We start from the raw sequence: 14,781 nt of genomic DNA on the forward strand, positions 1-14,781 counted from the left end.
GCACTATGCTTATTGTGGCCATCCTTAATATTATGCCCTCCTTTTTCAGGAGTATTGAACAAAGACACGGCATGGTATTAAATGACTGGTTCCTGGCTCATTTACCTGCCTTTGATGTATCGGTACCCATTTTTGCCATTATATGGGGCATGGCGATACTCATGATGATAAGGGCACTATACAAACCAGCATTGGGCATGACCTATCTTTGGACACTTATATTTGTTTGTATAGCCCGGTTTATAACTTTGAGTTTTGTAAAACTTGACCCACCTGCCGGGTTAATTCCTTTGGTTGATCCCCTCACAGGCTACTTTTACGGCCATGCAGCTATTACTAAAGATCTTTTCTTTTCGGGTCATACTGCAACGCTCGTTATGATCTACCTTAACCTTGAGCGGAAGAACGATAAGCGTATTGCGCTTGCAGCTACTTTAATTGTAATGCTGCTACTGATGGTTCAACACATCCATTACACCGTAGATATACTTGCGGCACCCGTTATAGTTTACTGTTGTTACCGCTTTACCCGCGCGCTCGGCTTCAGGTAAAACAGGTCAAAAACAATGCAACTTAAGTGCATTGGCGTTTACTAAACATCCATATCGTTCATCAGGTGCATCGTTTGTTTTAAATCTTTATAAAGCTTTTTAAATAGCACAAAACGTTTACTGTACATTTTGTGATGTTGTTCATTTGGTTGGATGGCCGTTTGGCTATTAATGTGGCTTAAACTGCCATAACTTTCAGCATGCAGCACCTGCATGGCAAGGTAAACCGCCCCAACTGCCGATGCATCTTCGGGTTGCGATACCATCAGTTTTTTTCCGGTGATATCAGCCAGTACCTGCGTCCACGTACCCGAGCTTACAAAGCCGCCGCTAATGTTAACCTGGGTAATATTAACCGAGGCATCCTCAACAGTTTTAAGCACGTCATACAAAGCAAAACAAACCCCTTCTAATGCTGCCCTTAAAAAATGCGACCTGGTGTGTACCGGCTTTATATTAATAAATGCCCCGCTGCTTTTGGTATCCCAAAGGGGGGCCCGCTCTCCATACAAATAAGGTAAAAAAAGCAGGCCATCACTGCCGGCCGGTGTAGTATCAATAGCGTTAAACAGGTCGTCGTAATCTGCAGTAGTAAGTTTATCCTTTTGCAAAAAGTTATTCAGCAGCCAATTAATGGCAATACCGCCATTATTTACCGCGCCGCCGCATACGTAAGTATCTTGATTAAGCAGGTAATTAAAGGTCATTCCCTCGTAATTGTAAACCGGCTTCGGGCTGGTGATCCTGACTGCTCCGCTGGTTCCAATAGTTAAAGCCGCAATGCCTGGTCCGGTGGTATGGCTCCCCAGGTTGGCGCAGGCCCCGTCACTTGCACCAATAACAAAATTTGTTTTTTGCGGGATGTTAAGCAAGGTTGCTTTATCAGCATCTAAATCGCTACGATAATAAGTAGTGTTCTCCGGGCGCGATAATTTATCGGGAGATATACCTGCCAAAGTACAGGCTTCCCCGCTCCACTCCAGTTTTAAAATATCAAATAGCCCGGTTGCTGATGCAATGGAATAATCTACCTGGAAGCTATTGAACAGGTTAAACCAGATAAACTCTTTTATCGAGATGAACTTATCAGCCCGGGAAAACAGCTCCGGTTTATTAGTACGCATCCAGATGAGTTTACATAGCGGCGACATGGCATGTATTGGCGTACCTGTTATCCGGTAAATCTCTTCTCCTTTTGCCGAATCCCTTAAAGCCTGTGCTATCTTTTCGCTTCGCGCGTCGGCCCAGGTTATCATCGGGGCTAATGGTATTCCAGCCTCATCAACAGGTATAATACTGTGCATGGCGCTGCTAAAGCTGATAGCCTGTGGTCCAAACCCTATCTTAGTGGTAACCTCCTGCAGGCATTGCACAAAAGCATGCCATATCAGTACGGGATCCTGTTCACTGTAACCGGGTTCGGGACTGTTAATAGCATAATGCTGTTGCGTAACGCCTAATACCTCGCCGGTTAAAGCAACTGCAACAGCCTTTGTGCTGCCTGTGCCAATATCGATACCTAAAATATATGCCTGCATGTTGTTATATGCGCCCAAAATAGGATTTATCTTTGGGATGAAGGAAATAAAAAATCGGCTTACTGATTTCTCAAAAATTTGCCCTAATTTTCGCCTTGTTTATGAACTACGCTGAACCACAACTCAGAACCATTAAGGTGATCCGCTATGTAACCCCCCTGCGCGAGGGCGGCTCACTACCGGCCATTGCCGAGGGTGACGATGAGTTTTTATATGTGCTTAAATTTCGCGGTGCCGGGCAGGGTGTTAAAGCCTTAATTGCCGAACTTATTGGCGGCGAAATTGCGCGCCTGCTTGGTTTAAAAGTACCCGAGCTGGTATTTGCCAACCTTGACGAAGCCTTTGGCCGGTCGGAAGCGGATGAAGAGATCCAGGACCTGCTGAAGTTCAGTGTCGGGCTAAATCTTGCTTTACATTACCTTTCGGGCGCTATAACTTACGACCCGGTGGTTAATACCTTAGATGCAAAGCTGGCATCAAAAATAGTATGGCTCGATTGCCTGCTGACCAATGTTGACCGAACCCCGCGCAATACCAATATGCTGATGTGGCATAAGGAGCTCTGGCTTATTGATCATGGCGCTGCCTTGTATTTCCATCACTCCTGGCATAACTGGGAAGAATCAGCCCAAAGACCTTTTGTACAGGTTAAAGACCATGTGCTGCTACCCCAGGCATCAGAATTGGACGTGGTTGATGCTGAGTTTCATGACATTTTAACACCCGAACGTATTCGTAATATAGTAAATTTAATTCCTGACGACTGGCTTACAGACGAATCTGGAAATGGTACGCCAGCCGAACGCAGGGAAGTTTACACTCAATTTTTAATAACCCGTATTGCCTCATCAGCAATATTTGTAAATGAAGCCAACCATGCCCGATCAGCTATTTGAGTATGCCGTAATACGCGTTGTACCAAGGGTAGAGCGCGAGGAATTTATAAATATTGGTGTAATAGTTTATTGCCCAAAGCAAAAGTTTTTAAAAGCCATGCTGCAGGTTGATGAAGCCAGGATCAGCGCGTTCGCGCCTGGTTTGGATTTGGAATGCCTGAGGGATAACATCAACTCGTTTGAAAAAATCACCAATGGCGACTTACTTGCGGGCCCTATAGCCAAACTGGATATAGCCTCCCGTTTTCGCTGGCTTACTGCCACGCGCAGCACGGTGGTACAATCGTCAAAAGTGCATCCGGGTTTGTGTACCGATGCGGAGGCAACACTAAAGAGGTTGTTTAACCAGTTGGTTGAATAATATATTTATCTGATTTGCTTTGAAGCAATCTTTTCATTCACCACCACCCAGGGATAATTAAATGTATACTCGCCAGAACCAAGCTGTACAGTAACACCATCAACATCGGTACTGGCACCCGTTACCGGCTTGCCATCCTGTTTTACATCTTCGGGGTGAGCCTTTGGCAGGGTTAAACCCGCTGTTGTATTGGCAGGAATTTTAACGTGCACCTGCATTATACCATCCTTAACTTCCCAGGCCGAAAGCACCTGCCCGTACATGGTTTCGAAAGTGGCTTTGGCAAATGTAAATTTAGGGTTTGGCTGTGGCCTTAATATGATATACCTGTAGCCAGGCTTGCCAATCTGCAAACCGGTTATATTCTGGTACATCCAATCGCCAACAGCGCCGTATGAGTAGTGGTTAAAGGAGTTCATACTTTTATCCTGGAAGGTACTATCGGTTTTGATACCATCCCAGCGTTCCCAAATGGTGGTTGCACCCATTTTTACAGGGTATAACCAGGAGGGGTAGGTTTTTTGCAGCAACAGGTCATAAGCCACATTAGCATAGCCATTTTGTGATAGCACCTGGCATAAATAAGGCGTACCTAAAAACCCGGTAGACAAGTGGTTGTTACGGCTACGAACATCCTCAACCAAATAAGCGGCTGCCCTGCTCTTTAAGCTATCGGGTACCAGGTTAAACTTTAATGCCAGCACATAGCCCGTTTGCGAATCGGCAAATATGCGGCCGGTAGGCGTCATATAGTTATGAATAAATGCCTTTTTTACTTCCTCAAAAACATCATCATATTTTTTTTCATCGGCAGTATTACCCAAAGCACCGGCAGCCTGGCTAAGTAGTTTTGATGAATACGCGTAAAAAGCCGTAGCTATCATATCGGGATTGGTATAGCCATTAGGTTCCGAAAAATCATAGATGCCGGGGCGATAGAATAGCCAGTCGCCAAAAACACTGCCGCCCTTCCATATCCGGCTCGCGCCGGCCTTTTTAATGATCTTTTCCACATAAGCTTTCATACTGGGGTATTGCGTTTGCAGGATGCGTTTATCGGCATAAACCTGGTACATTGTCCAGGGTACAATAACGGCTACATCTCCCCAGCCTGCCGAAGTTGTATTATTGGTTTGCAAAACATCGGGTACCACAAAAGGTACGCCTCCATCCGGGAACTGATCTGCCGCGACATCCTTCATCCATTTGGCAAAAAACGGCGCCACATTCATATTAAATGCTGCCGTGCGCGAAAAAACCTGCGCGTCGCCAGTCCAGCCCAAACGCTCATCCCGTTGGGGGCAATCGGTAGGAATATCTAAAAAATTTCCTTTTTGTCCCCATAAAATATTGTGCTGCAGTTTGTTGATCATGGTATCTGAGCAGGTAAATTCTCCGGTTACGCCCATATCTGAGTGCACTACCACAGCGGTAAAGTTGCCGGGTTTCAACTCTCCCGGGAAGCCTTCCACAGCAATATACCGGAAACCCATAAAGGTAAAATGAGGTTCAAATACTTCATCGCCACCACCTTTCAGGGTATAATTGATTGTTGAAGTAGCTCCGCGCAGGTTGGCCGTATAAAACTCGCCAAATTTATCCAGCACTTCGGCGTGTTTGATGTTGACGGTTGTTCCTGCCGGACCGTTTACTTTAAGGCGGACCCAACCAGTGAGGTTTTGCCCAAAATCGACTATTTGGGTACCTTTGGCACTTTTAAAAATGGCTATTGGTTTAAGTTCAGCAATCCTGTGTACCGGAACGCTCTCAACCCCTACCAGTGTTTTTTTATCTATATCCACAACGCTTACAGGTGTCCAGGCGGCATCGTTAAATCCTTTATTTGCCCAGCCGGGTATTTCTTTGCGGGCATCATAGTTTTCGCCGTCGTAAATCCCGTTAAGTGTTATGGGGCCGGTTTGAGTGCTTTTCCATGAACTGTCGGTATTGATGTTTTCTACCGTTCCATCAGCATAAGTGATTTGCAACTGGCATAGTAAGGCAAGTTTTTTACCCCAAAAGCCCCATTGATTTTTATAGGCTACAGTTCCTCTGAACCAGCCATCGCCAAGCATAGCCCCAATCACATTATTGCCCTGTTGCAGCATAGCAGTTACGTCATAAACCTGGTATTGCAGGCGTTTTTTATACTCTGTCCAACCCGGGGTAAGCACCTGGTTACCTGCTTTGCGGCCGTTAATGTATAATTMATATAAACCATGCGCGGTTGCATAAGCCCTTGCCGATACTATTTTTTTTGATGCGGTGAATTGTTTACGCAACATTTGGGCAGGTACTTTGCGCAAGCTATCCTGATTGGGCTGTATCCAGCTGGCCGTCCAGTCGCTTGCGGCAAGCAGGCCGGTTTCAAAATACGCAGGTTTGCTCCAGGCCGATGTATGGTTGTGGTTATCCCTGATCCTTACCCGCCAGTAATAACGTGTAGCCGATTTTAACGCCGTGCCGTTGTAGGTGATCAGTACCGATGAATCGGAAGTTACCTTTCCTGTATTCCAAACCGTTTTGGCTGATGAAAAAGCGGCATCAGTTGCGACGGTAATGGTATAGGCCTGCTGCAGCGTGTTATTTTGTGGTGAAACTATCTTCCAGCTTAGCCGGGGATGCGTTATATCGATGCCTACCGGGTTTATTAGGTATTCGCACGATAAATTGTCAACAACAAGACTTTGTGCCATGCATGTAGCCGGCAAAGCAAACAGGAGGTAAAGAAAAATACGTTTCATGGTTATAATTGGAGAACCAAGTATATTAATCACGATTTGCTTTGGCAACCCCATCCATCCCTGTCCGGAAAGTGGTTACCTCAATTTCTTTTTCATGCTGCTTTAAGTATAACAGCAATTGCTTATGGGCAGCTGCAGGCGTAGTGAGATAATCGCCCCCAACGCCATGAAACATTAGTACGCCCGCGCCGCCGCTTTGCTGCACCTTCTTTACAAAAGCAACCAGTTCATCGCCGGTGACACCGGTTGGTATTCCCCAGGCAGGTACCAGTAATGGATCGAGCTTTTTAAAATCGGTGATCACCGCATCGGGACCGCCGCCAATGCGGGCATATTTTACCAGGCCCGATTGCCTTAATGAATCAACATATTTAATGCCGCCCACAGTTACTTCGGTACAAGGATAAGCATAAGTGCGCGGGCTTGTTTTACCATCTACGGCGAACAGAAGGTTGTTCATTTCTGCAATTTCACGGATCATCGTATAAACCGTATAGTTGGCCGAGTTATTTGCAGGATTGCCTTTAACTGTACTAAGAAGACAGGGATGATATAAAGTATGATTAGCCAGCTCGTGCCCCTTTAAAGCCACCTGGCGCCAACGGGGGATTGTAGCCTGCCCAATATTGCCTATAAGGAAAAAAGTGCCTTTAAGCCCCAAAGAATCCAATTGCGGGATGGCGATATTTAATTGAGATGCAAGCGCATCATCATAGGTAAGCATAATGACCGCTTTTTTATGTTGCTGGGCATAGGCGGTAAAATTTAACAGTAAAAAAAACAAGGATATCTTTCTCATAAAGGTGGATTTAAAACCTCTACTAATATAAGTTAAGCCATCAGTTTTTAACAAAAAAAAGCTAAAAGCTGAATGCACAAAGCTAAAAGCTAAGAAACTGTTTAAAATAAATAAAAAGACCGTCATTGCGAGGCACGAAGCAATCCCCAACTTACAGAGTAGCTTCGCAGATCCGACCTACTTAGTTTGGGATTGCTTCATAAGACCTTAATTATCAATTGCAACGGATTGACCTATTTAAAATTAGTTAACAGACTTAAAATAAAGTTCTTTATCTTTTATAAAACCCTGCTGACATAGGGCTGTCATTGGCCGGTTGTTACTTTGAATCATAATCAAAAACAAAAAGCTATGTCAATCATCCCAATGTTATTAAAAGAAATGGAGCAGGAAGCTCAAACCACCCGTAAAATGCTTGAGCGTGTACCAACCGAAAAATTTCAGTGGCAACCACATGAAAAAAGCATGACCGTACAACACCTGGCAGCACACATTGCCGAATTACCAGCCTGGGTTACTATGGCGCTTACTACCGACGGGCTTGATTTTGCCCGTAATCCCTATAAAGTTGAACCGATAGGCAATACCGCCGACCTGTTAAAGTTTTATGAAAAATCATTGGCAAGCGGTAAAGCCACTTTAGAGAACGCCGATGAAAAGGAATTTTCTAAAACATGGACGCTGAGCAACGGCGACCAGGTGCTAAATAAATCCACAAAGAGCGAGGTGATCAGGATGACCTATTCGCAAATTGTGCACCACCGGGCGCAGTTAGGCGTGTATTTACGACTGCTTAATATTCCAATACCGGCCAGCTATGGCCCAAGTGCTGATGAGCATTAATTTTAGCAAGTATCAAGTATCAAGACTGGGACACAACTTGCAGATTTACTTGGTATCAAGTCGCAAGTATCAAGTATCAAGACACGAAAATACCCTAGCAATTTTTATTTGATACTTGATACTAACTACTTGATACTTCCCTGATACTTCCCTGATACTAAAAAGACGACTGCCCTTAATTTGGGACAGTCGTCTTTCATTTTGTGCTGTATAAATACTAATGTTTATGCTTGTAAAGCTTATCCTGGTTTATTTCTTCAAGAAAACCATTTTCGTTGATGGCATAGCGGGCATAAGTGGTATCAGTATCAATCTTGTACTTAACTACGTTTTTTGATTTCCTACGTCTTTTAGCACGGATAATGAATACCGGTAAAATGATTACAGCAAGCAGGGCGGCAATTTGGAATAAAATAATATACATGACGTTTTAAATAAATTATTTAGAATGCACATCTAAAACGGTAAATAAAATAAAACTACTTATCGGTTTAAAATTTCAGCAGCAATCATAACAATCATATAGCTAAATATGTGCCAATAATATACCAACGCCTATTCTTAAGCAATTGTTACAGTTCAAGAAAAAATAAAGGTAGATGCGGAGTGTGTACATTTGTAAGAAAGTTAGCCTGACGCCGGTCAGAAACTGCTTACAATGCTTATAAACCCTATAGATGCCGACATAGGTGACCGGCATAAGGTTGTCAATGAAAAACTTACGAAGCTTTAAACCAGTAAGCTTAGAATTATCAAAATGAAAGTGGTACTATCAATTTGATATGTCTATAAGTTATAGAACGAAACGGCGTTACCGCCAAAAAACAATTCCTGCTCAATAGCAGATAATTTTTCAATAAAGTTGTGCATTACATGCATGGTACCCTTATAGGCCCCTGCCAGCAGGCAAACCGGCCAGTCGGAACCAAACATGATGCGGTTTGTGCCAAAAGCGTTAAGCACCACATCAAGGTATGGGGTAAAATCTGCAACTTCCCAGTGAGCCCAGTTGGCCTCCGTGAGCATGCCCGAAATTTTACAATATACATTTTGATGTTTGGCTAATGATTCGATATCATTCTGCCAGTCTTTGATTTCCTTAGTTTTGATGGGTGGCTTGGCCATATGATCAACCACAAACTTCTGATCGGGGAAACTACTAACCAATTGTGCCGCATAAGGCAAATGTTCGGGGTATATCAGGATATCATAAGTATAACCATACTTTTGCAGCGCGGCTATACCATTTTGAAAAGCAGGCTGCAGCATATATTGCTTATCCGGTTCGGACTGTAATATATGCCTGAAACCTTTAAGCAGGTTATACTGTCCGTACGCCTGAAGTTGTTCCTCAATATCATCAGCTTTCAGATCAACCCATCCCACTACACCTTTTATAAAAGGGTTTTCGGCAGCCAGCTCTAACAAAAACATCGTTTCGTCATCTGTTTGACTGGCCTGTACTGCCACGCAACCGTCTATCCCGTTTTTTTGTAAAACAGGCAACAATTGGGCAGGTAAAAAATCATTTTTGAGCACCACCATTTCATCATTGATCCAATTGTCCCTGACCGGATCAAACACCCAGAAATGCTGGTGCGAATCTATTTTATCCATATGCTATTACGTTTTGTTTTGATTCACCAAGATTATCAATCCCAAGCTCAACCACATCGCCTGGCTTTAAATAAACAGGAGGTTTCATACCCAGGCCGACACCGGCAGGGGTTCCTGTTGAAATAATATCGCCAGGCAGCAAGGTCATAAACTGGCTGGTATATGATATTATTTGTGGTAAGTTGAATATAAAATTTGAGGTAGTGCCTTTTTGCATGATCTCGCCGTTAACTTTTAACCAAAGGTTGAGGTTATGCGGATCTTCAATTTCATCTACAGTTGCTAAAAACGGGCCGAGCGGTGCAAAGGTATCGCAACCCTTGCCTTTATCCCAGGTGCCGTTACGCTCCAATTGAAACTCGCGCTCAGATACATCATTATGCAATACATATCCTGCAACATAATCCATAGCACTGGTCTCATCTACATAAGATGCTTTTTTACCTATAACTACGGCCAGCTCTACTTCCCAGTCTGTTTTTACAGAATTTTTGGGTACAACTATATCATCAAACGGTCCAACTATAGCTGTGGTAGCCTTCATAAAAATTACCGGCTCGGGCGGTAGCGGCGCATTGGTTTCATGGGCATGATCGGCGTAGTTTAAACCAATGCAGATAATTTTTGACGGACGGGCAATAGGGCTGCCTAAACGCACATCATCAGCAACCTGTGGCAGTTGTGCGTCTTTTATAAAAGCTGCTAAACGGACAAGGCCATCTGTTTCAAAAAATTGCTCAGTATAATCTTCGCCAAAAGCCGAAGTATCGTATTTTTTATTCTCAAGGATCACGCCTGTTTTTTCTTTGCCGTTTTCGCCAAATCGGATAAGCTTCATATGTTGGTATTGTTAATGTCTGTTTGTTAATTATTTAGGGTGATAAATCCGCCATCGATTGGGTAATCCGTCCCGGTAATAAATCCGGCTTCTTCTGAGCATAAGTAAAGTGCCAATGCAGCTACTTCTTCAGATTTACCCATCCTGCCAATTGGCTGGCTTTTGGAAAGTTTCTCAAAAATCTCAGCTTCCTGCCCGGCATAGTTCTTAGCAATAAAGCCATCCACAAAAGGTGTATGAATCCGCGCCGGCGAAATACAATTACACCTGATATTATCATGCAGGAAATCGCGGGCAACAGATAGCGTCATGGCATGTATAGCGCCCTTACTCATCGAGTAGGCAAACCTATCGGTAATGCCAACGCTGGCTGCAATTGATGCAGTATTTAGTATAACCCCGCCGCCATTTGCTTTTAACATCGGGATAACAGCGTATAGGCAATTGTAAGCGCCTTTTACGTTCACATTAAACACTTTCTCAAAGTCGGCAGTGCTGGTGGTATCTGCGCGGCCAATATGCGCTATACCTGCATTATTAATTAAAATATCAATTGCCCCTATCTGTGTAAAAGTATCCAAAACCTGCTGCTGACTACTTACATCGCAGGCATAACCTTTGGCTTTACCGGCTGCAGCTTCAATTTCGCTTACAGTGTCGGCCGCAGCTTTGTCATTTAGTTCGATAATATGCACAGTAGCGCCTTGCTGCGCAAAAAGTACAGACATTGCCCTGCCTATTCCACTGCCGCCTCCGGTTATTACTACTGATTTATTAGTTAGTTTAAACATATTGGGTTTAACGTTTATCTCTTCATATCCCACGTCACCCTGAGGAACGACGGATCTGTCAGCGGACTATGCATAATTAATGTGCATAGTGGCGAACAGATGCTTCGCTTCGTTCAGCATGACAAATTTATATTGCCAATTTTTTAAAGCTCTCTTTTTTGGAGAGGGTTGGGTGAGGCACTTATAACGACACTCCCCTCTTCCATGGTATAAAATCATCCTGGCCAAGCTTTACTGATTTTGGTTCAGCTTCGCCGCTGGCAACCTGGATCACGTAATTTAAAATGCGCTCGCCTGCCTGCTCAATGGTTTCATTTCCCTCTATAATGGTACCGCAGTTGATATCAATTATATCGGGCATGCGTTCAAACATAACAGTATTAGTTGATAATTTGATCACCGGGGTAATCGGGTTACCTGTTGGGGTACCCAAACCTGTGGTAAATAATACCACATTAGCGCCAGAACCTACTTCGGCCGTAGTACTTTCCACATCGCTGCCGGGTGTACATAACAGGTTCAATCCTGGCTTGGTTACCTTTTCTGGATAATCCAAAACCGCGGTTACCGGCGATGTGCCACCTTTTTTTGCTGCCCCTGCCGATTTAATGGCATCGGTTATCAACCCATCCCGTACATTACCCGGCGAAGGGTTGGCATAAAAGCCCGAACCATCGGCCTCGGCACGTGCGTTATAGGTGGTCATTAAATGCATAAAACGATTGGCCATATCCTCATCAGTACAACGGTCGCTCAGCTCCTGCTCTACCCCGCAAAGCTCCGGAAACTCAGATAAAATTACCGAACCACCCATAGTAACCAGAAGATCAGATACATAACCCAATGCCGGATTAGCCGAAATACCAGAAAACCCGTCAGATCCACCACATTCCAAACCGATACATAATTTTGAAAGCGGCGCAGGCACACGCTGGTTTTGATTGGCCTGTACCAACCCCGCAAATGTTTGTTTCAAAGCTTGTTGTAACAATTCGCTTTCGGTACCTACTTTTTGTTGCTCCAGCACCACCATTGGTTTATTAAAAGCAGGATCGCGTTTAGCAATTTCGGCCTGTAATATGCTCACCTGCGCATGCTGGCAGCCCAGGCTTAATACTGTTGCTCCTGCAACATTGGGATGGGTTATATAACCGGCTATCAACCCACACAGCGCAACAGAATCGTCCTTGGTGCCACCGCAGCCCATGCTGTGGTTTAAAAATTTTATTCCATCAATATTCTTGAACAACCGTTTTGAGTTTGGCTTATCAATGCTTGCCTGTATATCGGCATTCAATATTTCCTCAACAGATTTCCCTGCCCGATAAAGCTCCATCAATTGCTCAACATCCCCTTCATAACTTTTAGCTTTCTTATAGCCCAGCTTATCAACCAAGGCCTCCTTTAATACCTGGATGTTGCGGTTCTCGCAAAATACAAGTGGCACTACAATCCAGTAGTTGGCCGTACCAACCGAGCCATCGGTGCGGTGATAGCCCATAAAGGTTTTGCCATTAAAATTGCCGGTATCGGGTTGATGCCAGTTCAATTTACGCTCGCCTAACCGAAAGCTGTCTGAAGCATGGTGTACGTTGGCAGTGGTAAGTACACCTCCTTTTGGTATAGTACTGGTGGCTTTACCAACCAGCACCCCGTACATATAAATTTCGGCGCCCTGCACTAATTCGTTTATGGCGAACTTATGCTTGGCGGCCACACGATCAACCAACGGAAAGGTTGACCCTTCAAAGTCTATTATAGTTCCCTGCTCCAGGTTTTGCAGGGCTACCAGCACATTATCATGCGGGTGAATTTTTAAAAATGTTTCTTTTTGCGACATTATATCAAATTCCTTTGTCTTAATCTTTATTATCGAGCGTTAATTCAATAACCGGGATCTCGTAATTAGGTTTAGCCGGAAGGGCTACTTCCAGGTCATCAGATCCCGAGGGTTTGAATAACAGCTCGGAGTGATCATTTAAAAACTGCACGTATTTCACCTTTCCTTTATAGCCGGGCAAAATTAGCTTTCCTTTTGGATAATCAAACAACTGTACATATAAACGTTTGGTTGTTTTGTTATAGGTGAGTTTGGTGCCTTCGGGTACTTTATAAGTATCGGGTGCGTAGGTACAGTTGTAAATTGACTTATCGTTAGCATGCATCCAATGGCTCAGGCTATCCAGCGCCCTTGTTGCCCTGTAATCAAATTCGCCGCGTGCGGTAGGGCCAACATTCAGGATGAGGTTACCACCATTGCTTACTGAAGTAATCAACAGATCAAGTAATTGACGATGGCTTTTCCAGGTATTCTCGTCGCGGTAATATCCCCATGAGCCCGAAAACGTCTGGCAGGTTTCCCAGGTTTTGCCGCGGTATTTGGCCAGTTCGGCAGTGCTTACCTGTTCCGGAGTTTCAAAATCGGCGCCATCTTTATATTCTTCCAGGTTAAGGCGGTTATCAACAATGATACCCGGCTGTAATTTCCTGATGAGTTTTAACAATTCAACAGCTCCCCATTCATCTTTTCCCTTACCATGTCCATCCTTGCGCGGGAATGAGAAATCCAACCAAAGGATATCAATTTTACCGTAATTAGTTAACAACTCGGTGATCTGGTTACGCATGTACTGCCTGTATTTGGCCATATCGCGGCCTTTATTCAGCTTAGCATATGAGGCATCGCTTTTATCAGCAGGTGATTGCGGGTGAATCTCGTCAATAGTATAATCAGGATGATGCCAATCTAACAGTGAATAATAAAAACCTACTTTCAGCCCCTGAGCTCTGAAGGCATTTACATATTCACGTACCAGGTCGCGTTTGGCTTTGGTATTTGGCGCTTTATAATCAGTATATTTTGAATCGAAAAGGCAAAAACCTTCGTGATGTTTTGTGGTAAGCACCGCGTATTTCATACCTGCAGCCTTAGCCTGGCGGGCCCATTTCTGCGGATCAAAATAATCCGGGTTAAACTGGTCGAAATATTTTTGATAACCTGCATTATCAATCTTTTCATTATGCTTTACCCACTCATGCCTTGCTGCTCCCGAATATAAACCCCAGTGAATAAACATCCCGAAGCGGCTGTCTTTCCACCACTCCATACGTTTATCCTTTTGGGCGTCGGTTTCATTACCTATCATTTTTTGGGCCGATACCGAGGTTGCGGTTATAAGCGCCAGCATTACTAATAATTGCAGTTTTTTTAGCATGAGATGTGTATGTTTAGTTGTGTAATTGGCAATAATTTAAAGCGAAAATATTTTATCCATTAAAACCCACTTTTCGTTTTTGAGCGCACCTTTTACAGGTTGCTGATATTTCCACATCAGGGCTTCCCATTCCTGCACTTTGGGATTGGCAGCATCAGCGGCAGCCTTCTTTTCAAAGCTAAAACTATCATCTGTCTCCATGATCATAAACAATCTTACGTCAAAACGGTAAATTTCCATACTGGTAATACCGTAGTCGGTAATACTTTTATGAATTTCGGGCCAGATGATTTGATGGTATTTCTCGTATTCGGCAATCAGGCTGGCGTCATCAACCAAATCAAGCGTTAAACAATATCTGTGACCCATAATTTTAAAAGCATTACATTGGCAATACAAAGAAATAAGGTTTACAGGTAAAAAATTAACAGAAAATGGCCAAAACATTCAGCTTTTTTGGCATATGCTTCACGAAAAAACGGATTCTAAAAAATCCCAAAAATTAAAGTTAAAATAAACATGCAAATCAAAAACCTCACCTTTAAAAAGGGTTGGATAAGGTCTTTACTCATTCCTCAATGTTGTAGC

Annotated in this window: 14 protein-coding genes; 4 read left to right on the forward strand and 10 right to left on the reverse strand. The window is 43.7% G+C overall.

Going from position 1 to position 14,781, the window contains the following annotated elements:
* On the forward strand, positions 1-551 hold a 551-nt coding region (locus tag AC1DPZ_RS12010), incomplete at its 5' end, for a phosphatase PAP2-related protein (protein ID WP_477403561.1).
* 41 nt (positions 552-592) lie between these two features.
* Here AC1DPZ_RS12010 and AC1DPZ_RS12015 read toward each other — a convergent pair.
* A complete protein-coding gene (locus tag AC1DPZ_RS12015) occupies positions 593-2,089 on the reverse strand; it encodes a gluconokinase (RefSeq protein WP_477403563.1) in 1,497 nt (498 codons plus the stop codon).
* Positions 2,090-2,190: 101 nt separating this feature from the next.
* Between AC1DPZ_RS12015 and AC1DPZ_RS12020 the strand changes: the two genes are divergently transcribed.
* Positions 2,191-2,985, forward strand: a complete 795-nt coding sequence (locus AC1DPZ_RS12020) for a HipA family kinase (RefSeq protein WP_477403565.1) — start codon at positions 2,191-2,193, stop codon at positions 2,983-2,985.
* Positions 2,954-3,346, forward strand: a complete 393-nt coding sequence (locus AC1DPZ_RS12025) for a DUF3037 domain-containing protein (RefSeq protein WP_477403567.1) — start codon at positions 2,954-2,956, stop codon at positions 3,344-3,346. The genes AC1DPZ_RS12020 and AC1DPZ_RS12025 overlap by 32 nt, the downstream gene beginning before the upstream one ends.
* A gap of 5 nt (positions 3,347-3,351) precedes the next feature.
* On the opposite strand, the gene AC1DPZ_RS12030 is transcribed toward AC1DPZ_RS12025, so the two are convergent.
* Both AC1DPZ_RS12030 and AC1DPZ_RS12035 read right to left on the reverse strand, forming a co-directional pair.
* Complete coding sequence (locus tag AC1DPZ_RS12030) at positions 3,352-6,090, reverse strand: glycoside hydrolase family 78 protein (protein WP_477403569.1); 2,739 nt, start codon at positions 6,088-6,090, stop codon at positions 3,352-3,354.
* 25 nt (positions 6,091-6,115) lie between these two features.
* Entirely contained in the window at positions 6,116-6,889 is a 774-nt protein-coding gene (locus AC1DPZ_RS12035) for a polysaccharide deacetylase family protein (RefSeq protein WP_477403571.1), read from the reverse strand.
* Positions 6,890-7,240: 351 nt separating this feature from the next.
* Here AC1DPZ_RS12035 and AC1DPZ_RS12040 point away from each other — a divergent pair, with 351 nt between their 5' ends.
* Positions 7,241-7,732: a DinB family protein gene (locus AC1DPZ_RS12040; protein WP_477403573.1), complete on the forward strand. Its 492-nt coding sequence runs from the start codon at positions 7,241-7,243 to the stop codon at positions 7,730-7,732.
* 217 nt (positions 7,733-7,949) lie between these two features.
* On the opposite strand, the gene AC1DPZ_RS12045 is transcribed toward AC1DPZ_RS12040, so the two are convergent.
* From AC1DPZ_RS12045 to AC1DPZ_RS12075, 7 genes are all read right to left on the reverse strand, one after another.
* Positions 7,950-8,156: a hypothetical protein gene (locus tag AC1DPZ_RS12045; RefSeq protein WP_477403575.1), complete on the reverse strand. Its 207-nt coding sequence runs from the start codon at positions 8,154-8,156 to the stop codon at positions 7,950-7,952.
* Between the two features lie 362 nt (positions 8,157-8,518).
* Positions 8,519-9,349 carry an amidohydrolase family protein gene (locus AC1DPZ_RS12050; RefSeq protein WP_477403577.1) on the reverse strand — a complete coding sequence of 277 codons (831 nt, stop codon included), beginning with the start codon at positions 9,347-9,349 and terminating at the stop codon, positions 8,519-8,521.
* Positions 9,342-10,187, reverse strand: coding sequence for a fumarylacetoacetate hydrolase family protein (locus AC1DPZ_RS12055; protein WP_477403579.1), 846 nt, complete (start codon positions 10,185-10,187; stop codon positions 9,342-9,344). Before AC1DPZ_RS12055 ends, AC1DPZ_RS12050 begins: the two co-directional genes overlap by 8 nt.
* A 26-nt stretch (positions 10,188-10,213) precedes the next feature.
* Positions 10,214-10,978, reverse strand: a complete 765-nt coding sequence (locus AC1DPZ_RS12060) for an SDR family NAD(P)-dependent oxidoreductase (protein WP_477403581.1) — start codon at positions 10,976-10,978, stop codon at positions 10,214-10,216.
* A gap of 181 nt (positions 10,979-11,159) precedes the next feature.
* Positions 11,160-12,818 (reverse strand): UxaA family hydrolase, encoded by a 1,659-nt coding sequence (locus AC1DPZ_RS12065; RefSeq protein ID WP_477403583.1) that lies wholly within the window; start codon positions 12,816-12,818, stop codon positions 11,160-11,162.
* 19 nt (positions 12,819-12,837) lie between these two features.
* A complete protein-coding gene (locus AC1DPZ_RS12070; RefSeq protein WP_477403585.1) occupies positions 12,838-14,193 on the reverse strand; it encodes an alpha-L-fucosidase in 1,356 nt (451 codons plus the stop codon).
* Between the two features lie 36 nt (positions 14,194-14,229).
* Entirely contained in the window at positions 14,230-14,562 is a 333-nt protein-coding gene (locus AC1DPZ_RS12075) for an L-rhamnose mutarotase (protein WP_477403587.1), read from the reverse strand.
* Between the last annotated feature and the right edge of the window lie 219 nt (positions 14,563-14,781).

It is taken from the genome of Mucilaginibacter sp. P4_G9, from assembly GCF_056400985.1.